Below are 23,796 nucleotides of genomic sequence, written 5' to 3'. Positions count from 1 at the left end.
AATCGGCCCATGTCCCGTTCCATTTCACTCCCCTCCCTGCGCACCGTGCTGCGCGGCGGCCTCGCGGCCCTCGCCGCGTTCGGCCTGCTGGCCTGCACCACCACGCCCACCCCGGGCCCGGGCAAATCGGCCCCGGCCGCGGCGCCGCAGGCCAAGGCGACCTTCATCCGTCCCGCGCCCGGCGCCACGCTGGCGCGCTTCGACGGCAACCGCAACAAGGGGCTCGACATCGCGGGCAACGCGGGCGACCCGATCGTCGCCGCGGCCGACGGCCGCGTGGTCTTCGTGGGCGGCCAGCTGCGCGGCTACGGCAACATGGTGATCATCAAGCACAACGAGACCTTCCTCACGGCCTATGCCCACAACCGGGCCATCGTGGTCAAGGAGAACCAGATCGTGCGCCAGGGCCAGAAGATCGCCGAGATGGGCCAGAGCGACGCCGACCGCGTGAAGCTGCACTTCGAGATCCGCAAGAACGGCACGGCCGTGAACCCCGAGCCCTACCTCAGCGGCGCGGCGCGCTAAGCCCGCGGCAGGGCCGGCGCAAGACGCTGGCCGGCGGCGGCACCCAGGCCGCCCGCGTCGCCGATCTTGCGCGTGCCGAACCAGTCGAGCAGCGCCGAGGCATCCATCGGCTTCGCATAGAAGAAGCCCTGCAGCTCGTCGCAGCCCATGGCCAGCAGCAGGTCGCGCTGCGCCTGCGTCTCCACCCCTTCGGCCACCACGCCCAGGCCCAGCGCATGGGCCAGGCGGATCACCGCATCGACCACCGCGCGCGCGTCCTCCTGCGTTTCGAGGTCCTGCACGAAGCTGCGGTCGATCTTGACCTGGCGCGCCGGCAGCTGGCGCAGGTGGCTCAGGCTCGAGTAGCCGGTGCCGAAGTCGTCGATCGAGAGGAAGACGCCGATGCGCGCCAGCCCCGCGATCGTGCGTTCGGTGGCGCGGAAGTCCTCCATTGCCAGCGACTCGGTGATCTCGCACAGCAGCAGCGAGGCCGGCACGCCATGCCGCGCCAGCGCCTGCCCCACGCGGTCGGCGAAGTCGGCCTCGCGCAGCTGCATCACCGACAGGTTCACCGCCACCGACATCGTCATGCCCTGCGATTGCCACTGCGCGATCTGGCGGCAGGCCTCGTCGATGATCCAGTCGCCCAGGCGCACGATCAGGCCGAAGCGCTCGGCCAGGCCGATGAAGTGCACCGGCGCGATCAGGCCGCGCTGCGGATGGTTCCAGCGCACCAGCGCTTCGACGCCGCTGGTGCGCGTGCTGCGGCCGTCGATCTTGGGCTGGTAGTAGAGCTCGAACTGCTTGAGCACGAGCGCCTGCCGCAGGTCGCTCTGCAGCTCGAGCTGCTGCGAGGCATCGGCGCCCATGGACGATTCGAACATCGCGTAGTTGCCGCCGCCCGCGCGCTTGGCGGCGTACATGGCGGCGTCGGCGTTCGACACCAGCTTGTCCGGCTCGCCCTGGTCGGGGTGCAGCACGATGCCGATCGAGCAGGCGATCTGCAGCTGCTTGCCCATGATGCTGAAGGGCTCGGACAGCGCGCGCAGCACCTTGTTCGCGGCCTGCGCGCATTCGGCGTCGTCGCGCACCCCCTCCAGCAGGATCAGGAACTCGTCGCCGCCCACGCGCGCGACCGTGTCGCTTTCCTTCACCAGCCGGACCAGCCGGTCGGCGGTGGCGCGCAGGATGTGGTCGCCCGCCGCATGGCCGAAGGAATCGTTGATGGGCTTGAAGCCGTCGAGGTCGACGAACAGCACCGCGATCCGCTCCTCCACCTTGAGCAGGTTGGCGCGCCCCATGCGCAGCAGCGCGTGGCGCAGGCGGTCCTCGAACAGCACACGGTTCGGCAGGCCGGTGAGCGCGTCGGTGAAGGCGCGCTGGTGCAGCTCGTGGTTGGCGCGCGTGAGTTCGGTGTTGGCCTCCTGCAGCGAATGCGCGAGGCGCTGCGCCACCACCTGCAGGCGGGCTTCCAGCGTCGAGGTGAACAACGTGCCCAGCAGCAGGATGCTCGTCGCGAGCCCGACCACGGTGGTGAGCCCGGTGCCCTGCAGCGCGTCGGTGCTCAGGCAGACCGAGCCGGCCGGGAAGGCCGCGGCCGCCATGCCGGTGTAGTGCATGCCGCAGATGGCCAGGCCCATCACCAGCGCGGCCAGCAGCTGCAGCGGCACCCGCCGCTCGGGCGCCGCATCGCCGAGGTGCTTGAAGATCAGCAGCGAGGCCGCCGAGGCGCCGATCGCGATCGCGGCCGACAGCGCGACCGTCGGCGCATGCCAGACGATGCCCGGCGCCATGTCGAGCGCGGCCATGCCGATGTAGTGCATGGCGCAGATGCCGGCCCCCATGGCCACCGACGCCAGCACCAGTCGCAGGGGCCCGTAGCGCCCCTGGCTCGCGACCCACAGCGCGATGCCGGAGGCGCCCACGGCGGCGATCCAGGAGGCCAGCGTGGCGCCCACGGTGAAGCCCAAGTCGATCGGCAGCGAGAAGCCCAGCATGCCGACGAAATGCATCGACCAGATGCCGGTGCCCAGCGTGAGGGAGCCGGCGACCCACCAGATGGCGTGGAGCCGGCCGTCCGACTGGCGCACGCGCCGCGCGAGGTCGAGCGCCACGTAGGACGCGAGCATCGCGATCAGCACCGAGGCGGCGACGGCCCACAGGTTGTGATGGGAGGGGAGGAATTCGGGCAGGAGGGAAGGGTTCACGGCAAAAGGGTACGCAGCCGATCGCACATTGGATCTGCCGCAGGAGAAATGGAAGTCGATGCCGGCCCGCGGCGTCGTGCGCGCGCGGCCGGGCTCGGTGGTGAGGGCGGCGGTGGCTAGCCCGGGCGGTCCAGTCTTTCGAGCAAGCCGCTGGCGCGCCGCGTGCGCTGTGCCAATGCCTCGCCGAAGGCCTGGGCGCGTGGCGTGACCAGCGTGAAGGCCTGGCGCGCGCGCGTGATGCCGGTGTAGACCAGCTCGCGCGTGAGCACGCGGCTCGGGTCGCGCGGCAGCACCAGCACCGTGTGCTCGAACTCCGAGCCCTGCGACTTGTGCACGGTCATGGCGAAGGCGGTCTCGACCGCGGCCAGCCGGCTCACGCCGACCGAGCGCGCCTCGGCGCCGTCGAGGAAATAGGCGCGCAGCGGGGCGCCCGGTGTGGCCGGCGGCAGCGCGATGCCGATGTCGCCGTTGAACACGCCCACGCCCGCGTCGTTGCGGGTCACCATCACCGGCCGCCCTTCGTACCAGGCGCCGCGCTTGGCCAGCAAGCCGGCCGACACCAGCGCGCGCTCGATCGCCAGGTTGAGCCCCTCCGAGCCCCACTCGCCCTGGCGCACCGCGCACAGCAGGCGGAAGCGCTCGAAGGCGTGGAGCACCGACAGCACCCAGGCCGCATGCGCCTGCGCGTCCGGCGCCGCGGGGCGCTGCTGCAGCGCGCGCAGGTAGTGGCCGAAGCCGCCGGGCGCATCGGCGCGGCCGTGCAGGGCCAGCTGCACCACGACCGCTGTCGAGGGCGCATCGAGCCAGGCCAGTTCACCCTTCGCCCTGGTGTGCAGCAGCTGTGTCGCAGCCCGCACGTCGCCGCCGTTGGCCGCCAGCGCCAGTTGCCCGATCGGGCCGCCGAAGCGCCGGCTCTCGCGCAGCATCACCGTCTGCTGCGCCAGCGGCGAGCCCGCGCCCGCGAAGCGGTCGGGCACGCGCTGCCCGGTCACGGCCTCGATGAAGGCCAGCGTCGGCGCGCTGTAGCGGCCTTCCTCGGCCGTGCGGCACAGGTCGCCCAGCACCGCGCCGGCCTCGACCGAGGCCAGCTGGTCCTTGTCGCCCAGCAAGATCACGCGCGCCTGCGGCGGCAAGGCCTCCAGCAGCGCGGCCATCATCTCCAGGTGGATCATCGAGGCCTCGTCGACGATCAGCACGTCGACCTCGAGCGGGCGCGCCGCGTCGAAACGGAAGCGCCGCGTGTCGGGCCGCGCGCCCAGCAGCGAATGCAGCGTGCGCGCGGGCTGGATGTGCGAGGCCAGTTCGTTGAGCGGCAGGCGGTCGCCGACCTGCTCGCCCAAGGCCCCCAGCGCGGCGTCGATCGACTGCTTGAGCCGCGCGGCCGCCTTGCCCGTGGGCGCGGCCAGCATCACGCGCAGGCGTTCGGGCGAGCGGTCCATCGCGAACAGCAGCGCCAGCAGGCGGGCCGCGGTGTAGGTCTTGCCCGTGCCCGGGCCGCCGGTGACGATCGACAGCCGGCCGCGCAGCGCGATGCCGCAGGCGATCTTCTGCCAGTCCAGCGCGCCGTCGGCCGAGGGCCCGAACAGCAGGTCGAGTTGCGCGCGCAAGGCCGCTTCGTCGACCTTGCGCGACGCCGCGCCGCGCGCCAGCACCTGGGCCGCGACGCGCTGCTCGTAGGCCCAGTAGCGGCGCAGGTAGAGCTTGCCGGCCTGCAGCACCAGCGGCTCGCCGCGGCCGGCTGCCGCGGCCTCGTCGCCGTTGGCGACCAACGGGCTCGCGCGCAAGGCCTCGGCCCACTGCGCCACCGGCGGCAAGGTCGCCAGCGCGGCCTGCAGTTCGACCATCGCCTCGGCCGGCCAGTTGAGCAGCGCGGCCGGGTCGCCGCGCAGTTCGTCGAGCAGCAGGCAGGCATGGCCGCGGCCTTCCATGTGCGCGACCAGCGCGCCGGCCATCAGCACCTCGGGCGGGGTGGCGGATTGCAGCTCGCCCAGGAAGGCGGCGAAGGCGCTGTCGAGCCGGCGCAGCCAGCCCTGGGCGGCCCAGCGGCGCAGCGTGTCGAGCAGCATGGGTGTCGATTCCGTCGTCATGCGTCGGCCTCCTGCGCCGTGCCCAGCAGCTGGTCGAGCCCGTCGAGCAGCGCCAGCGGCGGCTGCACGTGGTAGCAGCCGCGGGCCGGCCCGGCTACGCCGCGCAGGAACAGGAAGACCGCGCCGCCCAGGTGCTGCGCGGGGTCGTAGGCCTCGCCCAGCCGCTCGCGCAGCAGGCGGTGCAGCGCCAGCAGGTAGATGCCGGCCTGCACGTCGTAGCGGTGCGCGGCCATCGCGGCCTCGAGCACCTCGGGCGTGTAGTCGGCATCGGCGTCGCCCAGGTGGTTGGACTTGTGGTCGAGCACCCAGTAGCGGCCCTCGTGCGCGAACACGATGTCGGCGAAGCCCATCAGCATGCCGTGCAGTTCGCGCTCGGGCAGCGGCGGCCGCGCGCGGCCGGCCAGCAGGTGCGCACTGCACAGCGCATCGATCTGCAGCGCATCGAGGCTGCGGCTGGGCAGCCAGAACTCCATTTCGGGCAGCGTGGCCTGCAGACCCTCGAGCGCGCTGCCGATCGGCGGCAGCGGCGTCTGCAGCACCTGCAGCAGCCAGGCCAGCACCTCGGCCGCGCGCTCGCCCCAGCCCTGGCGTTCGCAGCGGCGCAGCAGCTGCTGCTGGCGTTCTTCCGAGGCGGCGAGGTCGAAGCCTTCGCCGGCCAGCCATTCGAGCTGGTCGTGCAGGAAGTTGCCCGCGAAGGCGCCGCGCGGGAAGCGGTGCCAGGGGGCGTCGCCCGGTGCAGCGGAGACCGCGGCGATCGGCTCGGGCGCCTCGTCGCTCGCTTCGTCGTTGCGCACCGCCGCCACGCTGGACGCCAGCACGCCCGGCATCGAAGGCAGCGTGCGCACCAGCGCCGAGAAACTGCCGATGGACCAGCGCCGGTCGAAGCGCGCGTCGTAGACCGCGACCTCGCGCAGCGCGGGCGGCGCGCCGCGCGGCTGCAAGGGCGTGGTCGCCAGACCAGCCATGTCGGCGGCCGGCACCAGCGCGATGTCGGCGCAACCTTGCACCGCTTCCACGATGCGCGCCTGCAGCTGCTCGGGCAGCACCGCCTCGGTGCCGTTGAGCACATAACCGATCGCGCTGCGGTGCAGGGTCGGCGCGTTCGCGCTGCCCTCCTTGAGCGCGGCCAGCCCGACCCAGACCGCATGCCGCGCGCGCGTGAGCGCCACGTACAGCAGGCGCAGGTCTTCGCGGTGGCGCTCCTTGTCGGCCTCGGCCACATGGGCATCGCTCAGGTGCAGGTGCAGCGTGCGCTCGCCCTCTGCATCGGCCAGGCTCAGGTGCGAGGTGCCGGCCTTCTTCACGCCGCGGAAGCCGCTGGCGAAGGGCAGGAACACCAGCGGGTACTCGAGGCCCTTGGACTTGTGGACGGTCACGACCTTCACCAGGTCGGCATCGCTTTCCAGCCGCACCACCTGCTCGTCGCCGCCGGCCGATTCGCCGCGCAGCTGGTCGCCCAGCCAGCGCACCAGCGCCTGTTCGCCGTCGAGCATGCCGCTGGCGGCCTGCAGCAGTTCGGCCAGGTGCAGGAAGTTGGTGAGCCGGCGTTCGCCGTCGGGCGCGGCCAGCCAGCGCGCGGGCAGGTCGAGCCGGTGCAAGGTGCGGCGCAGCATGGTGAGCACGCCCTGCTGCTGCCACACGCCGTGCAGTTCGCGCAGCTGCTCGCTGCGCGCATCGAAGGCCTCGTCGTCGCGCGCCAGCACGCGCAGTTCTTCGATCGACAGGCCCACGGTGCGCGTGGCCAGCGCGGCGCGCGCCAGCCGCACGTCCAGCGGCGCCGCCACGGCCTTGAGCCAGTGCAGCAAGTCGTGGGCCTCGCCGCTGGCGAACACCGAATCCTTGTCCGACAGGTAGACCGAGGCCACGCGACGGCGGCGCAGCTCGCGCTGCACGGCCGCGGCCTCCTTGCCGGTGCGCACCAGCACCGCGACGTCGGCCGGGCGCAGGCGCACGAAGGGCTTGCCGGGCTCGGCGAAGCCGGCCATTTCGTCGTTGAGCAGCGTGACGATGCGTTCGGCGCAGCGCGCGGCGAAGCGGCGCCGGCTGCCCTCGGCGTTGAGCAGCTCGGCGTCGAGCACGATCGTCACGGCCGGCTCGGCGCCGTCTGCGCTGACGAAGGATTCGCCGCGCCCGCGCGCACCCACGGCCTCGAAGGGCAGCGGGTTGTCGCCCGCGCTGCGGTACATGAAGGCGCCCTCGCCTTCGCGTGCCTCGGGCTGCGCCAGCAGGTGGTTCACGGCCGCGACCACCGAGGCGGTCGAGCGGTGGTTGGTGCCCAGCACGTAGTGCCGGCCCTCGGTCGCGCGGCGTGCCATCAGGTAGGCATGGATGTCGGCGCCGCGGAAGCCGTAGATCGACTGCTTGGGATCGCCGATCAGCAGCAGGCCGGTGGCCGGCGCGTTGTCGGCGATGCGGTAGAGCCGGTCGAAGATGCGCGACTGCACCGGGGAGGTGTCCTGGAACTCGTCGATCAGCGCCACCGGGTACTGCGCCAGCATGCGTTCGCGCAGGCGCAGCGCGGCCTCGCCGTTGCGCGCCGGGTCGAGCGCGGCATCGAGCCGCTCGAGCATGTCGGCAAAGCCGAAGCTGCCGGCCTGCTTCTTGAGCTCGGCCATGCGCTGCGCAATCTGCGCGGCCGCGTGCAGCCGCAGGCGCAGCGCGAGGGGCGGCAGCGCATCGAGCGCCGCCATCAGCTGCGCGAAGGCGCTGAACTCGGCCGGCCAGGCGGGCGGCGCATCGCTCTTGCAGGCGTCGTCCAGGCCCGCGGGCGTGAGCCGGAACTCGCCCTTGTTGAGCACCGGCCGGTCGCTGCGCGCACCGCTGGCCCAGTCGTGCAGCTCGCGCAGCCAGGGCTCGTAGTACTGCGCGCGCAGCTTGGTCTTGTTGAAGACGCTGGTCTTGCCGCCCAGCTGGCCTTCGAGCCAGCTGCGCATGGCCTCGATGCGCGCGGGCCAGCCCTGCTTGAGCGCGACCAGCGCGCGCTGCCGCTCGGCCAGCGTGGTGGCGATCAGCGCGCCCAGGCTGCCCTGCCCCGCATCGGCCGGCAGGGCCTGCTCGGCCAGTGCGCGCGCATCCTTCGCCAGGGTCTCCACGCTGCCCCAGGCGGCCAGCGCGGCATCGAGCGCCTCGCCGGTGAGCGGGTAGAACTGCTGGCGCCAGTAGTCCTGCGCGGCCTCGTCGAACATCGCACGCTCGTTGGCGGCCAGCTCCTCGTCGAACAGGCTGCCGCTGTCGAAGGCGTGCTCGCGCAGCATGCGCTGGCACCAGGCGTCGATGGTGTGGACCGCCGCATCGTCCATGCTCTCGGCCGCCATCGCGAGCCGCCAGGCGGCCGCCGTGCGGGCCGTGCCTTCGGGGTAGGCGGCCATGAGCTCGCGCAGGAACACGTCGTGCGCCTCGGGCTCGGTCTCGCCGCGGAAGCAGCGCGCGGCCTGCAGCAGCCGCGCGCGCACGCGGTCCGACAGCTCGCGCGTGGCCGCGCGGGTGAAGGTCATCACCAGGATCTCGGCCGGCACCAGCGGGCGCGCGAACGCGGTCGACGCACCGGCTTCGTCCTCGCCGCCATGGCCCAGCACCAGCCGCAGGTACAGCGCGGCGATGGTCCAGGTCTTGCCCGTGCCCGCGCTGGCCTCGATCAGGCGGCTGCCCCACAAGGGCAAGGTGAGTGCGTTCAGCGCAATGCTCATGCCAGCTCTCCTTCCGACCCGCCGGCCGCATGCAGTTCCACCGTGACCTGCGTTTCGGCCCAGCTTCGCAGCGGCGCGAACAGCGCCTCGGCCAGGTCTTCGAATTCGCCCCCTGCGCGCAAGGCCTCATGGTCGGGATAGACCCGCGCCAGGCAGGGCTCCTGCACCTCGCCACCGACGAACATGCCGCCTTCGTAGGCCTGCTCGGGCTTGCCGCCGGCCAGCCATTCGAGGGCGGTGAGCGGCGCCAGCGGCAGCGGCCGGCCCATGCCTTCGCGCCAGACGTCGAGCAGGGTCCGCAGCGTGGCCATCGCGAAGTCGGCCTGCAGCGGCTGGGCCGTGAGGGTCGCATCGCGCCCCACCAGCACGCCCTGCACCGGCGCGCCGCAGGCGCTGCTGACGAGGGTGTTGACCCACAGCGCGATCAGCTTGTCGGGCCGCACCACGCCTTTTTCCGAGGCGAGCCGCGTGGGCAGCATGCCCATCCACACCGGCTCCCCCGATTCGAGCGAGGACAGGCGCAGGCCGTCGAGCCAGTCGTCGAGCAGCAGGCCTTCGTGCGCGAAGCGCAGCGGCTCCTTCACGCCCGCCACCGGGTACAGCGCATGCAGCGCACGCCAGCGCGCGAGCATGGGCTGCAGCGTGTCGGCCAGCGCGCGCTCGGCGCGCCGGCCCAACTCGGCCATCGGCAGCCGGCCGCTGCGGCGGATGCGCTGCAGCTGCGCATCGACGCGCCGCGACAGCGCGGCCGCGTCGTCGACATCGCGCAGCACCGTCAGCGCCTCGTCGAGCAGGCCGTACTGTTCGAGGCCGTCGAGCGCGAAGGCCTCGTGGTCCTCCATCGCGGCCTCGTCTTCCTGGAACACCACGTCGAGCTGGCGGCGGAAGAAGTCCTTGACCGGGTTCTTGAGGAAGCTGGTCAGTGCCGCGAGCGTGAGCGGCACGGCGCGCTCGCCGTTGGCGGCCGCGCCTTCGGGACGCAACACGGGGGCGGCCTGTTCGGCCGTGGCCTCGTGCGCGGTGCGCCATTCGCGCGCATGGGTGAACAGCGCATCGCCTTCGCGGCCTTCGAAGTAGCGCCGGCTGAAGGGTTGCAGCGGATGCTCGGTGGTGCGAGCCTCGACCACATCCTCATGCCATCCCGCGGCCAGGTAGTCGCGCAGCTGCGAGACCAGCACCGACGGCGGCTGCTCGCTGTTGTCGCGCACGCTGCGGCCGGTCCAGCTCAGGTAGAGCACCCGGCGCGCCGACAGCAGCGCCTCCAGCATAAGCTGACGGTCGTCGTCGCGGCGCGAGCGGTCGCCGGGGCGGCGCTGGCCGGGCAGGCCCATCAGGTCGAAGTCGCTGCGCGGGCTGCTGCGCGGGTAGTCGCCGTCGTTCATGCCCAGCAGGCACACGACCTCGAAGGGCACGGCTCGCATCGGCAGCAAGGTGCAGAAGGTGACGCCGCCGGCGCGGAAGCGGCGGCTCAGGCCGGGCTCGTCGATGCCTTCGAGCCAGGCTTCGCGCGCCACGGCCAGCGACACCGGCGCATCGAAGCCGGCCAGTTCGCAGGCTTCCAGCCACTGGCCCAGCGCCTGCTGCGCGGCGGCCAGCGCCAGCCGCTCGCGCTCGTCGGTGGGCGCCATCAGCGCCTCGAGCAAGGCGCGCGAGCGTTCGGCCCAGCCGGCGGGCGTGGCCTCGGTCGAGGCCTGCACCCACCAGTCGCCCAGCACCTCGACCAGGTCGGCCAGCGCGCCCGCGATGGTGGCTTCGAGGCCGCCGACTTCGGCATAGGGCTCGATGTCCTGGAAGCTGCCGTCCACGCCCTCGGCCGCTTCGCCGCTCGCATAGCCCAGCAGCATGCGGCGCAGGCCGAACAGCCAGGTGTTCTGCTCGCCGCACTCGGCCAGGCCCAGGTCGCGCCGGTGCGCGAGGTCCAGGCCCCAGCGGATGCCCGCGCCTTCCATCCAGCGTGCCAGGCGCGGCAGCGCGTCGGCATCGAGGCCGAAGCGCGCGGCCACGGCCGGCACGTCGAGCAGGTCGCGGATCTCGGTCAGGCCGCAGCGCTGCTGCGGCAGGCGCAGCAGCCATTCGAGCGCGACCAGCAGCGGGTTGTGGCCGCGCTCGCTCAGGTCGGCGATGTCGAAGGGAATGAAGCGCGCATCGCCGCGCGAATGCTGGCCGAACACCGAGCGGATGGCCGGCGCGAAGGCCGCCACGTCGGGCACCATGACCACGATGTCGCGCGGGTTCAGCGGCGTGCCGCCCGGGGGATCGGCAAGCAGCGCCAGCAGCTGGTCGTGCAGGATCTCGACCTCGCGCTGCGCGCCGTGCGCGATGTGGAAGACGATCGACCGATCGTCCGCCTCGAGCGCCGGATGCGGATGCTCGCCCAGCGGCAGCAGGTCGCGGATGTGGGCCTGCACCTGCTGCAGCAGCGTCTCGGGTTCGGCCTCGTCGAACAGGTCGATCTTGCTGTCGCCGAAGCGCTGGCGCGTGGCGTCGGCGTCGTCAAAGGCATCGAGCTGGCGCACGAAGTCGCGGCCCTGGCGGCCCCAGGCCGCGAGCAGCGGATGGCCGTGCGCATGCATCTGATCCAGCGGCACCAGCGCCAGGTCGCGTTCGGCACGCAAGGGCTGGCGCCGGCGCTCCATGCGCAGCAGCTCGCGGCCTTCGATGATGTCAGCCCAGTGGTAGCGGCTGGGGTTGGGGATGGCCATCAGCACCTGGCTGTGCGCGGACAGCGCGGCCAGCGCCTCGAGCGTCTGCATGGGCACGTGCGTCATGCCGAACAGCATCACGCGGCGCGCCACCGGCGTGGCGGGCCTGTCGCCCGCGTCCAGCGCGGCGATGAAGCGGCGGTGCAGATTCGAGCGCGCCGCGAAGCGCTCCTCCTCGCTCAGGCCTTCGAGCAGTTCGCGCCACAGCGCGGCCTGCCAGCGTTGGTCCGGCGGCAATGCGGTCTCGCCCCGGGGGCCGGGCAGCACGTCACGCCCGGCTTCCCAGGCCGCGAGCCAGTCGCCGCGGTAGACCTGGTACTGGTCGTAGAGATCGGCGAGCCGACTCGCGAGCTGCAGTCGGCGGCCCATGTCGCCGTCGCGCAGGAAGCCGGCCAGCGGCTCGTAGCCCGGCTGCGACGCGAGCGCGGGCAGCAGGTGCATCAGGCGCCAGGCCAGCGCCTGCTTGTCGAGCGCCGAGCGCGGCGGCACCGCGTCGCGGCCCAGCACCTGGCGGTAGCTGCGCCAGAGGAAACGCGCGGGCAACTCGACCCGGGCCGCCGCGCACACGCCGCTGCGCGAAGCCAGCGTCATCTTCAGCCACTCGGCCACGCCGTTGCTCTGCACCAGGAAGATCTCTTCCTCCAGCGGCTGCAGCGGATGGCGACGGGTCCATTCGAACAACGCATCGCCCAGCAGCTCGGCGCGGTTGCCGTGCAGGACCAGGAGGCCGGGCTGGAGGTCGGTGGGTGTCATGCGGAGAAGGAGCGTCGGAAGAAAAGAAGCGTAGCCGAGTGCGCCCGATTCTCGCCGCATGCCATTTCGAGAGCGCGTGATTGTTCGTGCGATGGAAACACGGCGTGCACGAAGTCGATCGGTACAAGAAACAAAAAATCAACACACTGGGGCCTGTTCACCCTATTTCCGGGGATCGCGTTGGTTGAATCAGGGGCTGGATGCAAGGCGCCCGTGCGCAGCAAGGCTTTGGCCTTGCAAGCGCGGGCAACGCCGCAGACGGCCCCTGATTCAGCCAACCCTTCGGGAAGGCCTTCCACGGCGGGCCACTCGGCGTTGCGCTCCTTGCGCGTGCTTCAGCACGCGCGGCGTCACGCGCCTTGATTGGCCCGCCGTGGCAGGCCTTCGCGACCCCGGAAATAGGGTGAACAGGCCCTCCCCGCACGGCATCGCGATGCGATGGCCACGGATCAGACAACCGGACCACTCACTTCGAAGGACCTCTCATGAAAACGCTCTCGCTCCTCGCCGCCACCCTGTCGCTGTCGATCTTCTCGCTGGCCCACGCCGAGACCTATGACGGCGTGCACGCCGCCAACTCGGTCAAGAGCCGCGCCGAAGTCGCTGCCGAAGCCGAACGCACCGCCGCCTCGCCGAACCAGAACGTCGCCCGCGGTTCGCGCGGCGCCGAGCCCTTCACCTCGACGGCCAACCGCGATGCGGTGTATGCCGATGCGGTCAAGCAAGCCAACGCACCCGACCAGAACGTGTCGAGCGGTTCCAAGGTCAACAGCCGCGTGATCTCGACGATGACGCGCACCTCGGCACCGGTGCAGGCACAGCAGCAGCGCCCTGCCGTTGCCAACTGATCTCCTCGTGATCTGAAGACCGAGCCGGCCCGCGCGCAAGCGAGGGCCGGCTTTTTCGCGCGCCTCAGCCTTCGGTGACGAGGCGCGCGCCGGCCCACCTCTGCTGTTCGCAGAGTTCGCGCACCACGTCGCGGATCAGCTGGCAGATCGCGCGCTTGGCGTTGGTCATCGGCAGGTGCCGCGAGACGCACAGGCCGAGCCGCCGCACCATCGCATCGGAGGCGATCGCATGCGCGACCAGCCGGCCGTCCTCGACCTCGCGCTGCGCCAGGCCCAGCGGCATGATGGTCGGCCCGATGCCGGCCTCGACCGCGCTCTTGAGCACATAGACCGAGTTGATCTCGGCCGCGATGCGCTGCGCGCGGTACGACCCGGCCTCGAGCGCGGCATCGACGATCCAGCGCGTGCAATGGCCGTGGTGGTTGCTGGGCAGCACCAGCGGGCGCGCGATGGCCTGCGCCACCGTCACGTCGCCGGGTGGCGGCGCGCCCTCGTCCTGTGACGAATGGATCAGCACGAAGGCCTCGTCCACCAGCGGCGTGAAGGCGATGTCCTGCGGCAGCATGCCGGGCGTGAAGACCGCCACGTCGACGCGGCCGCGCAGCATCTGGTCGGCCATGTTGCCGGTCAGCTCTTCGTTGAGGTGGAACACGATGTTGGGGTAGCGCTTCGCCGCGGCCCGCAGCAGCGGCAGCGCGAGCGTGGCGGCCACGCTCTGCGGCAATGCCGCCACCACCGAGCCGACCACCGCATCGGCCGCGCAATGCACGGCGGCCCGCGCGTCCTCGATCTGCTTGGTGATGCCCTGGGCGTACTCGTAGAACACCTTGCCGCTGTCGGTGAGCACCACGCCGTTGCGGCTGCGCAGCAGCAGCTGGGTGCCGAGCTCGGCCTCGAGCTCCGACAGCTGCCGGCTCAGCGCCGACTGCGCCACGTGCAGCTGCAGCGCCGCACGCGACAGGCTGCCGCTGTCGGCGATCGACAGGAAATACTTGAATTGACGCAGTTCCAACGCGGGGGCCTCCGGCGGCCATTGTCGTCGGGCCTGCGCGGTGCGCGGTGTCAGTCCGTGACTTGGAAGGAGACGACCTTGCCCGGGTTGAAGATGTTGTGCGGATCGAAGGCATGCTTCACGGCCCGCATCAAGGCCACCGCGTGCACGCCGTGCTCCTCCACCAGGTAGGGCATCTTGTGCAGGCCCACGCCATGTTCGCCGGTCGAGGTGCCGCCATGGCGCAGCGCGCGCTGCACCAGCCGGTGGCTGAAAGCCTCGGCGGCCGCGACCTCGTCGGGCTTCTGCGGATCGAAGAGCACCAGGCAATGGAAGTTGCCGTCGCCCACATGGCCGAACACCGGCGCCAGCAGGCCGTGCGCGCCGATGTCTTCCTGCGTCTCGCCGATGCAGGACGCCAGCGCCGACAGCGGCACGCAGGCGTCGGTGGTCATGCTGCGGCTGCCCGGGCGCAGTTGCAGCGAGGCGAAATACGCATGGTGGCGCGGCGTCCAGAGCCGCGAGCGCTCTTCCTGCCGCGTGGCCCACTGGAATTCGCCGCCGCCGTGGCCGGCCGCGAGCTCGCGCACGATGGCCGCCTGCTCGTCGATCTGCGCCTGACTGCCGCCGAACTCGAGGAACAGCGTCGGGTGCTCGCCCAGCGCGGTGCGGCTGTGCGCATTGACCGCGCGAATCGTCAGCGCGTCCAGCATCTCGGCGCGTGCCAGCGGCACGCCCAGCTGGATCGCTTCGATCACGCAATCGACCGCGTCGCGCACCGAAGGGAAATGCACCACCGCCGCGGCCACCACCTCGGGGTGCGGATGCACGCGCACCGTCGCCTCGGTGATCAGGCCCAGCGTGCCCTCGGAGCCGCAGAAGAGCTGGGTCAGGTTGTAGCCGGCCGAGCTCTTGCGCGCCTGGGTGGCGGTGCGCACGATCTCGCCTTCGGACGTGACCACCGTTAGGTTGACGACGTTGTCGCGCATCGTGCCGTAGCGGACCGTGTTGGTGCCCGAGGCCGCGGTCGCGACCATGCCGCCCACCGTGGCGTCGGCACCGGGGTCGACCGAGAAGAAGAAGCCGGTGCCGGCCAGCGCGGCATTGAGCTGGTTGCGCGTGACGCCGGCCTGCACCGTGACGTTGAGGTCCTCGGTGCGGATCGCGAGCACCTGGTTCATCTGAGAGAAGTCGATGCAGACGCCGCCCTCGACCGCCAGCAGGTGGCCTTCGATCGAGGAGCCGACGCCGAAGGCGATCAGCGGCACCCGTTCGGCCGCGCAGGCGCGCACCACGAAGGCGGCCTCCTCGGTGCTCTGCACATAGACCACCGCGTCGGGCGGCACCGGCAGGTAGGCCGACTCGTCGCTGCCGTGCTGCAGCAGCACCGAAGCGCCGGTGGAGAAGCGTGCGCCGAAACGCGCCTGCAGTTGCGCCATCAGCGCGGGAGAAGGTGAGCGGCGCGGCGCATGCAGCGGCGCGCCCGCCGGGGTGTTCACATCGGAGGACATGGGATTCCTGTCAAGAAATGGAGGCGGTCCGTCGTTCAGCGGCCGCCGCGGGCTTGGCCAGCACGAGCACCAGCACGGCGCCGAGCACCAGCAGGCCGGCCAGCATGTGCAGGCCCGAGTCGGTGCTCTTCGTGATGTCCTTGATCACGCCGATCAGGAAGGGCGCGGCAAAGCCCGAGAGGTTGCCGAAGGAGTTGATGAAGGCGATGCCGGCCGCCGCGGCCGCGCCGCCCAGGAAGCTGGTCGGCAGACCCCAGAACACCGGCAGCGTGGCCATGATGCCCATGGTCGCGATGGTCAGGCCGACCATGGCCCAGACCGCGTTGCCGTGCATGGCCACGCTCAGCACCAGGCCCAGCGCACCGACCACCGCGGCGACGGCCGAGTGCCAGCGGTGCTCGAGCCGGCGGTCGGCGCTGCGCGCCACCAGGTACATCGCGAGCACGCCGAAGGACCAGGGGATCGCGCTCAAGAGGCCGATGTCGAGCGCGCCCTTCACGCCGATCGACTTGATGATGCTGGGCAGCCAGAAGGAGATGCCGTAGAGCCCGGCGGTGAAGGTGAAGTACACCAGCGCCAGCAGCCACACGCGGCCGTTGGTCAGCACGCTGAGCACCTTGGCCTCGGACTTGCCGCTGCCGTCGGCCGCGATGTCGCGCGCGATCAGCTCGCGCTCGGCCGGTTCGAGCCAGCGTGCGTCCTTCACGCGGTCGTCGAGGTAGCGCCAGACCAGGAAGCCCATCGCCACCGTCGGCAGGCCCTGCAGCAGGAACAGCCACTGCCAGCCCTGCCAGCCGTTGACGCCGGCCATGCTCTGCAGGATCCAGCCCGAGAACGGGCCGCCCAGGATGCCGGCGAAGGGGATGGCGGCGAGGAACAGCGAGGTCGCCTTGCCGCGGCGCGCGGCCGGGTACCAGTAGGTGAGGTACAGGATGATGCCGGGGAAGAAGCCGGCTTCGGCCGCGCCCAGGAAGAAGCGGACCAGGTAGAAGGACATCGGCGTGGTCACGAACATCGTGCCGGCCGACAGCAGGCCCCAGGTCACCATGATCCGCGCGATCCAGCGCTTGGCGCCGACCTTGTGCAGGATCACGTTGCTCGGCACCTCGAACAGGAAGTAGCCGACGAAGAAGATGCCCGCGCCCAGGCCGTAGACGGCCTCGCTGAACTGCAGCGCGTCCTGCATCTGCAGCTTGGCGAAGCCGACGTTGACGCGGTCCAGGTAGGCGACGATGTAGCAGACGAAGAGCAGCGGGATCAGCCGCCAGCTGACTTTTCGGTAGACCGCTTCGGCGGCGAGGGAGGTGCCGGCGCCCGAGGCGGGGCGCGGCATGGCAGAGGTGTTCATGGAGAAGGTCCCGGGTGGCAACCGGGCATGTTCTCACGCCCGGCGATGCGCGAATGGTCGCGCGCGCCGCCCTCGTGGCCGCAGCGGGTTAACGCGGAAAATTCATGCCGATGGGCGAAGCGCGCATCTCGCGCCGAGATGGCTCAGGCCGCGCCGCCGCGCCGCTGCGGCGCCAGCACGGGCGCCACGACGGAGCGCGCCGGGGTCGGCCCGCAGAAGGCGAAATCGACCTCGGGCCGCCGGCCCGACATCAGCTCGGCCAGCGCGCGGCCCGAGCCGCAGCCGTGCGTCCAGCCCAGCGTGCCGTGGCCGGTGTTGAGGAACAGGCCCTCCACCTTGCTGCGGCCGATGTAGGGCACGTTGCCCGGCGTCGCGGGGCGCAGCCCGGCCCAGTAGCTTGCGAGCTCGGGCCGGCTCACGCCCGGGAAGATCTCGAGCGTGCGGCGCACGATGGCCTCGCAGCGCACCGGATTCAGCGACAGGTCGTAGCCGTTGAGCTCGGCCGTGCCCGCGATGCGCAGCCGGTCGCCGAAGCGCGAGAAGACCAGCTTGTGCTCGTCGTCGGTCAGGCTCACGCTGGGCGCCTTGGCGGCATCGAGGATGGGCAGCGTCGCCGAGTAGCCCTTGGCCGGGTAGATGTCGAGCGGCACGCCCGCGCCGCGCGCGAGCTGCGCACTGAAGCTGCCCAGCGCGAGCACGTAGGCATCGCCCTGCACCACCTCGTACATGCCGCTCTCGCTCGCGATCTCCACGCCGCGCATCGCGCCGCCCTCGGTGCGCAGCCGCTGGATGCGCACGCCATAGCGGAACTGCACGCCCTGCTCCGCCGCCTTCTGCGCCAGGCCGGTGGTGAACTTGTGCACGTCGCCCGATTCGTCGGCGCTGGTGTAGGTGGCGCCGGCCAGCCGCGGGCGGATCGCGGCCATGGCCGGGTCGATGCGCACCACCTCGTCGGCATCGATCACCTGCCGCTCGCAGCCCAGCTCGCGCATGATGCGCGCGGGTTCGAGCGCCAGGTCGAACTCCTTCTGGCTGGTATAGAAGTGCAGGATGCCCTTCGTCAGGTGGTCGTATTCGATGCCGGTGTCGCGGCGCAACTGCTGCAGGCTGTCGCGGCTGTAGGTGCCCAGGTTGAGCAGCTGCACCATGTTGCGGGTCGAGCGCTTCGCCCCGCATTCGCCCAGGAACTTGAGGCCCCACAGCCATTGCGCGGGGTCGGCGCGCAGCCGGAACAGCAGCGGCGCATCTTCCCGGCCCAGCCATTTCAGCAGCTTGAACGGTGCCGAAGGATTGGCCCAGGGCTCGGCATGGCTCACCGAGATCTGGCCGCCGTTGCCGAAGCTGGTCTCGCGCGCCGCGCCGGCATTGCGCTCCAGCACGGTCACTTCATGGCCGGCCTGCCGCAGGTACCAGGCGGTGGCGACGCCGATCACGCCGGCACCCATCACGATCACTTTCATCATCATCTCCAGTTCGAAAACGCAAAAGAAAAAGGGCCGGCGACCAGGATTGGTCGTCGGCCCCACTGTCCTTTTGCCTGAGAGATTCACCGCGTCCTGCGACGCGGTTTGCACCTTCGGCGGCGGCTCGGCATGACGCCGGCAGCACTCTCCAGTTTGATGATGAATCCAGTACGGGACCTGAGCGTTTCGGGGTTGCGCCTTCGGTAGAACGAACCTCGCGGCCCGTCGCTTCTCCTGGATGGCTCGATTATCCGGGCATTGCACCTCGGCTGGCAACCGCGCGGGCTTCACACCACGATCGGCGGGCCCAAAGAAAACGGCCCCGAAGGGCCGTCGTCATCATGCTGCGAACAGCAATTACTTCTTGGCGGCAGCCTTCTTGGCCGGTGCCTTGGCGGGAGCCGCAGCGGCCTTGGCCGGCGCCTTGGCGGGTGCGGCAGCCTTCACGGGCGCCTTGGCCGGAGCGGCAGCAGCCTTCTTGGCCACGGGTGCGGCAGCGGGCTTGGCGGCCGGCTTCGCAGCAGGCTTGGCAGCCACGGCAGCCTTCTTGGGTGCAGCAGCCGGCTTCACGGCAGCGACCTTGTCGGCCTTGCGCTTGGCGGCCTTGGGGTCGATGGCGGCCTTGAAGGCAGCGCCCGGAACGAACTTCGGCACCTTTTGTGCGGCGATCTTGATCTTCGTGCCGGCTTGCGGGTTGAAGCCCGAACGTGCAGCGCGTGCGACTTGCTTGAAGGTGCCGAAGCCAACGATCTGGACCGGGTCGCCCTTCTTGACCGCGGCGACGATGGCGCCGGTGATGGTCTCCAGGATACGGGCCGCTTCGGCCTTGCTGGTGTTGTGGGCGGTGGCGATTTTCTCGACGAGTTCGATACGGTTCACTGAATTTTCCTAAGATGAATTGGCCGTTTCTTTCAACGGCCGCAAGGCCTGATACGGCTGCAATGCGGCGCGGAGTGTAGCCGGAGCCGCAGCGGTGCTGTCGAAATCGCCTTCCGAGCACCCTGCCCGGTACACTGGATAAAGACCCTATCCAGAGGCCCCATGGCCCGGCGACCCCTCTAGAAAGTACCCTCGCGCAGCAATGCGTCCAACACGGCCTGCCGTTGCATGGCCTGTCGGTAAACCGCGTGCGCATCGGCGTCGAAGGCCGCGGCGTTACGTCGTCCATGGGCATACGAGGCCAGCGCGCCCTGGCCGATGCGCTCGAGCGTGAGCAGCGCGGCACCGCGCAGCGAGCCCTCGTCGACGTCGGACACCTCGATCTCCTGGCCGATGCAGTCCGCGACGATCTGCCGCCAGACCGCGGAGCGCGACAGGGCGCCGCCCGTGACGACGATGCGCCGGGCGGCGGGCCACGAGCGCTCGAGCCGCTGCTTGAGGAAGGCGAAACGAAGCCCCACGCTTTCCAGCACCGCGCGGTATATCTGCGCCGAGGTGGTGGCGGCCGTGATGCCGGCGATGCAGGCGGTCCGGCCGTCGACCCAGTCGGGGCTGCGCGCGCCGAGCACGAAGGGCAACACGGTGAGGCCGTGCGCATCGGGCCGCATGCGCGCGATCTCCACCTCCAGATCGGCGCCCGTGCCACCCGCGAGGGTCTCCCGTGCCCAGGCGGCCGAGGCGCCGCCTTCCGACAGCGCCATGCCGCCCACCAGCCGGTGCGCATCAACCCGGTAGCACCAGAGGCTGGCGTCGGACAGCGCCCGGTCGTCGCCTGCGTTCCACATCACGCGCATCGAACCGCTGGTGCCCAGCATCAGCACCATCGAGTCCGGGTCGGTGCTGCCGACGCCGACGTTGGAGCAGGCGCCATCGCCCACCGCGGGGAACCAGGGAATCGACGCGAGCTGCGGCCAGCGCCGCGCGTAGGCTTCGACCAGGCCCTCGCGGGGCCGGTCGTCGACCATCGGCAAGGCGGTGCTCGCCAGCCCGGCGCGCGACAGGGCCGGCGCGCTCCATCGTTGATCGTGCAGGTCGAAAAGGCCAGTGCCCGACGCCATCGAGGTCGAGGTCCGGAGGTCGCCGCCGAACAGCGTGTGCATGAGCAGGTCGCAGGCCGAGGCCCAGCGGCATGCCGCCTGCCAGGCTTCGGCGTCCGTGGTGCGCAGCCAGGGAAGCTTCGCGCTCCAGTAGCTCGAATGGGCCGGGCAGCCCGTGCGGGCATGCAGCGCCGCCGCGTCGGGATCGGCGCGGCGCGCCGCGGCTACCGCCTGTGCGCGCCGGTCGGCCCAGGTCAGCACCGGCGTGACCGGCTGCATCTGCGCATCGAGCCCGACCAGGCTGTGCCAGAAGCTGCTCAGGCCGACGGCGCGGATCGGGATCCCAGGATCCGCCGTCTGCAGCGCCTCGTCGATCGCCTGTCCGATGTTGTCCAGCAGCGCACGCGCATCTAGTTCTGCCCTGCCGTCCTGCCCGGTCTCGAGCCGATGCGTGCGCTGGGCGCCAGCGCCCAACGGATGGCCCTGCGGATCGAACAGCGCCGCGCGCACCGACGACGTGCCGATGTCGATCGCCAGCACGCTGAAGGCCGTGGCCACCGGCAGCGCGCTCATCCCTTGACCGCGCCCATGGTTAGGCCCTTAACGACGTAGCGCTGGAAGAACATGGTCAGGATCAGCGCCGGCGCCATGATCGCGACCGCCGCGGCCATCACGCCGCCCCAGTCGGTCTCGGCGTAGGACAGGAAGTTGTAGACCGCGATCGGCAGCGTCTTGGTCTTCTCCATGCTGAGCACCTGCGAGAACATGAAGTTGTTCCAGGAAAAGATGAAGGACAGCGTCGTGGCCGTGATGATGCCCGGCCCCGAGAGCGGCAGGATGATCTTGAAGAACGCGTACTGCCGCGTCGCGCCGTCGACCATGGCCGACTCCTCCATGTCGCGCGGGATGGTGTCGAAGTAGCTCGACATGATCCAGACCACGATCGGCAGCGCGATCAGCATGTGGCTCAGCACCAGCGCCGTGTAGCTGTCCATGAGGTTGAGCCGCGAGAACACGATGTACCAGGGCATCAGGAAGGAGATGCCCGGCATCAGCCGCGCCAGCAGGATGAACATGCCCAGGCGGCGCTGCGCGAAGCGCGAGATCGAGTAGGCCGCGGGCAGGCCCAGCGCCAGCGACAGCCCGACCGCCAGCGTGGCCACGACCGTCGAGTTGAGGAAGTACTGCAGGAAATCCTGCTCGCCGAAGACCTTCCGGTAGTTCTGCAGGGTCGGCGTGAAGAACAGCTTGGGGGGCCAGGCGACCACATCGAGCTGCGTCTTGAACGACGAGGCCAGCATCCAGAGGAAGGGAAACAGCACCACCAGCGCCATGACGATGACCACGCCATAGAACACCGCTGTCGACAGACGTTTCTTGTTGTTCTTCATTTCTTGGTCCCCTCGCGCTCAGACATCGGAACGTCCGCGCAGCTTCACGATGCCCAGGCTGCAGGCGAACACCACCAGGAACAGCACCACCAGAATGACCGCCGACTGGCCCATCCGGAAATACTCGAAGCTGTACTTGAATCCCATGATGTTGAGCGTTTCCGACGCATAGCCCGGCCCGCCGCCGGTCATGGCGAAGATGATGTCGAAGGTCTTGAGCGCATCGACCAGCCGCAGGATCAGCGCCGTGAGGATCACCGGCATCACCATCGGGATCGTCACCCAGCGGATGATCTGCCATTCGCTCGCGCCGTCGATGCGCGCCGCCTCGACGGGCTCGTCCGACAGCGAGGCCAGGCCTGCGAGCACGATCAGCGTGATCATCGGCGTCCACTGCCAGACATCGACCAGCACCAGCGAGATCAGCACCGTGTTCTCGTGCGAGACCCAGAGCCCGGTCGGCAGGCCCACGGCCTGCAGCAGGTAGTTCACCAGGCCGATGGTCGGGTCGTAGAACAGGTTGAACACGATGCCGATCGCCACCGGCGTGGCCACCAGCGGCAGCAGCAACAGCAGCTTCGCCAGGTCCTTGCCCAAGAAGGCACGGTTGAGGATCAGCGCCGCGGCGACGCCGAGCACGCCCTCGATGCCGACCGCCAGCACCGTGAAGGCCACGGTCCGGCCGATGGCGTGCAGGAAACGGGGCTCGGTGAGCACCCGCACATAGCTGTCGGTGCCGACGAAGGAGGCCGGCATGCCCGAGGTGAGGTTCCAGTTCGTGAAGCTCAGGTAGCCCGTGTAGAGCACGGGAAAGACCATCAGCATGGCAACGAAAACAATGGCGGGGAGCGGAAATATCCAGTGCAGGTTCCGGTCCGCGAGGCTCGACTGGATCATGAATTGTCTCGTAGCTGGGGAAGCGAAAAGCCGGGGAAGGGTTCATCGGGAACCCTTTCGGCCAAGGAATGAAGGGGCGGCCGCCCGCCGGCGACCGCCCCATGGATGGCGCGCGACGCCGGGCCTTCGCCCGTCAGGGCCCGCGCACGCCTCACTTGCCGTACTCGCCGGTGTCCTTCAGCAAGGCGTTGACCTTGGCGGCCCGATCCTTGGCCATCGCGTCGAGCTTGGTCGACGCGCCCTTGGTGTTGATCGACTCGAGCACCACTTCGCCGATCAGGTCGCGCGCCTCGCCGACCGCGCTCATGAAGGGCTTGTCGAGCGGGTTGCCGTTCTTGGCGGCGAACGCACGCGTCTCGACCAGGCCGGGGCTCACCTTGGCCAACACCGCCTTGTCGTCCCAGACCGAGGAGCGCGCCATCGTGATGTTGGTCAGCATCGCCTTGGTCGCCAGTTCCTTGCTGGTCGCCCAGTCGATGAAGATCTTGGCCATGTCCTTCTTGCGCGACTGCTTGGCCATGGCCAGGCCCCAGGCGGTCACGTAGAAGGGCGTGTTGGTCTTGGGGCCGGCAGGGAAGTTCGCGATGCCGAACTTGTCGGCGCCGATCGCGGTTTTCGAGGGATCGATGATCTGCCCGTAGAAGACCGAGGCATCGGTCCACATCGCGATCTTGCCGGCCTGGAACAGCGGCATGATGTTCTCCCACGACATCGAGGTCACGCCCTTGGGGCCGTAGTTGCCCAGCAGCTTGCCGTAGAAGCGCGTGGCCTCGACGGCCGCCGGCGCATCGAACACCGCGACGCCCTTGTCCAGGTAGAGGCCGCCATAGTTGTAGATGTAGCTCGAGAGCTGCGTGACCGAGGCCGCGCCCTTGCCGCGCGAGGCGAAGCCCGCCACCGCGTCGGTGTTGAGCTTCTTCGCCGCGTCCTCGAGCTCGGCGAAGGTGGTCGGGACCTTGATGCCGGCCCCGGCCAGCAGGTCCTTGCGGTAGTACAGCACCTGCCACTCGGTCACCAGCGGCACGATGTAGGGCTTGGCGTCGTAGGTCACGACACTCATCGCGTTGGCGGGGTAGTCGGAAAAGTCGTAGCCGGCCAGCGCCTCGTACCAGCCGTTCTTGTTGAACATTTTCCCTTCCTGCACCGGCCGGGTCATGAACACGTCCACTGACGAGGACTTGGTGGCGAACTCGGTCGTGAGCTTGGTCGTGAGCTGGCTCTCCTGCAGGCTCTCGGCATTCACCTTGATGCCGGTGCTCTTCTCGAACTCCGGGATCGAGGCCTTGAGCAATTCGCCATAGGGATGGTTCGCGAGCAGCACGCGAATCTCCTTGGTCTGGGCCTGCACCGAGGCGCTGGCGACCAGGCCCAGGGCGAATGCGGCGGCCAAGGTGGCCTTGACTGTTTTTTTCATGATGTCTCCTTCAAAGAA

General features: G+C 70.2%; 15 protein-coding genes and 1 riboswitch. Of the genes, 2 read left to right on the top strand and 13 right to left on the bottom strand.

What is annotated here, in order from left to right; translation table 11 throughout:
* The first annotated feature begins 9 nt into the window (after positions 1-9).
* On the top strand, positions 10-525 hold the full coding sequence (locus tag A9977_RS00505) for a murein hydrolase activator EnvC family protein (protein ID WP_405054659.1): 516 nt from the start codon (positions 10-12) through the stop codon (positions 523-525).
* Here A9977_RS00505 and A9977_RS00500 read toward each other — a convergent pair.
* From A9977_RS00500 to recC, 4 genes are all read right to left on the bottom strand, one after another.
* Positions 522-2,711 carry a putative bifunctional diguanylate cyclase/phosphodiesterase gene (locus A9977_RS00500; RefSeq protein ID WP_405054658.1) on the bottom strand — a complete coding sequence of 730 codons (2,190 nt, stop codon included), beginning with the start codon at positions 2,709-2,711 and terminating at the stop codon, positions 522-524. The two genes, A9977_RS00505 and A9977_RS00500, sit on opposite strands and share 4 nt — an antisense overlap.
* A 116-nt stretch (positions 2,712-2,827) precedes the next feature.
* Positions 2,828-4,798, bottom strand: coding sequence for an exodeoxyribonuclease V subunit alpha (gene recD, locus A9977_RS00495; RefSeq protein WP_183022902.1), 1,971 nt, complete (start codon positions 4,796-4,798; stop codon positions 2,828-2,830).
* Positions 4,795-8,484, bottom strand: a complete 3,690-nt coding sequence (gene recB / locus A9977_RS00490) for an exodeoxyribonuclease V subunit beta (RefSeq protein ID WP_183022901.1) — start codon at positions 8,482-8,484, stop codon at positions 4,795-4,797. The genes recD and recB overlap by 4 nt, the downstream gene beginning before the upstream one ends.
* The gene (recC, locus tag A9977_RS00485; RefSeq protein WP_183022900.1) at positions 8,481-11,939 is read right to left on the bottom strand and encodes an exodeoxyribonuclease V subunit gamma; all 3,459 of its coding nucleotides are present in this window, start codon (positions 11,937-11,939) and stop codon (positions 8,481-8,483) included. Before recC ends, recB begins: the two co-directional genes overlap by 4 nt.
* A 485-nt stretch (positions 11,940-12,424) precedes the next feature.
* On the opposite strand from recC, the gene A9977_RS00480 reads away from it, so the two are divergent.
* On the top strand, positions 12,425-12,787 hold the full coding sequence (locus A9977_RS00480; RefSeq protein ID WP_183022899.1) for a DUF4148 domain-containing protein: 363 nt from the start codon (positions 12,425-12,427) through the stop codon (positions 12,785-12,787).
* A gap of 64 nt (positions 12,788-12,851) precedes the next feature.
* Here A9977_RS00480 and A9977_RS00475 read toward each other — a convergent pair whose 3' ends face one another.
* The 9 genes from A9977_RS00475 to A9977_RS00435 form a co-directional block, all read right to left on the bottom strand.
* Positions 12,852-13,799, bottom strand: coding sequence for a LysR family transcriptional regulator (locus A9977_RS00475; protein WP_183022898.1), 948 nt, complete (start codon positions 13,797-13,799; stop codon positions 12,852-12,854).
* A gap of 50 nt (positions 13,800-13,849) precedes the next feature.
* Positions 13,850-15,289 carry an FAD-binding oxidoreductase gene (locus A9977_RS00470; protein ID WP_183022897.1) on the bottom strand — a complete coding sequence of 480 codons (1,440 nt, stop codon included), beginning with the start codon at positions 15,287-15,289 and terminating at the stop codon, positions 13,850-13,852.
* A 10-nt stretch (positions 15,290-15,299) separates the two neighbouring features.
* Positions 15,300-16,637: an MFS transporter gene (locus A9977_RS00465; protein ID WP_183022896.1), complete on the bottom strand. Its 1,338-nt coding sequence runs from the start codon at positions 16,635-16,637 to the stop codon at positions 15,300-15,302.
* A gap of 143 nt (positions 16,638-16,780) precedes the next feature.
* The gene (locus A9977_RS00460) at positions 16,781-18,097 is read right to left on the bottom strand and encodes a D-amino acid dehydrogenase (RefSeq protein WP_183022895.1); all 1,317 of its coding nucleotides are present in this window, start codon (positions 18,095-18,097) and stop codon (positions 16,781-16,783) included.
* Between the two features lie 55 nt (positions 18,098-18,152).
* Positions 18,153-18,262: riboswitch (glycine riboswitch) on the bottom strand.
* Between the two features lie 195 nt (positions 18,263-18,457).
* The gene (locus A9977_RS00455; RefSeq protein WP_183022894.1) at positions 18,458-18,979 is read right to left on the bottom strand and encodes an HU family DNA-binding protein; all 522 of its coding nucleotides are present in this window, start codon (positions 18,977-18,979) and stop codon (positions 18,458-18,460) included.
* Between the two features lie 179 nt (positions 18,980-19,158).
* Positions 19,159-20,649, bottom strand: a complete 1,491-nt coding sequence (locus tag A9977_RS00450; RefSeq protein ID WP_183022893.1) for a gluconokinase — start codon at positions 20,647-20,649, stop codon at positions 19,159-19,161.
* A complete protein-coding gene (locus tag A9977_RS00445) occupies positions 20,646-21,467 on the bottom strand; it encodes a carbohydrate ABC transporter permease (protein WP_183022892.1) in 822 nt (273 codons plus the stop codon). Before A9977_RS00445 ends, A9977_RS00450 begins: the two co-directional genes overlap by 4 nt.
* A gap of 18 nt (positions 21,468-21,485) precedes the next feature.
* Entirely contained in the window at positions 21,486-22,364 is an 879-nt protein-coding gene (locus A9977_RS00440; protein WP_183022891.1) for a carbohydrate ABC transporter permease, read from the bottom strand.
* Positions 22,365-22,515: 151 nt separating this feature from the next.
* Positions 22,516-23,778, bottom strand: coding sequence for a sugar ABC transporter substrate-binding protein (locus A9977_RS00435; RefSeq protein ID WP_183022890.1), 1,263 nt, complete (start codon positions 23,776-23,778; stop codon positions 22,516-22,518).
* Between the last annotated feature and the right edge of the window lie 18 nt (positions 23,779-23,796).

It is taken from the genome of Variovorax sp. UMC13, assembly GCF_014170375.1.
Taxonomy (GTDB): Bacteria; Pseudomonadota; Gammaproteobacteria; order Burkholderiales; family Burkholderiaceae_C; genus Variovorax.
This window is presented reverse-complemented; position numbering and strand designations above follow the sequence as displayed.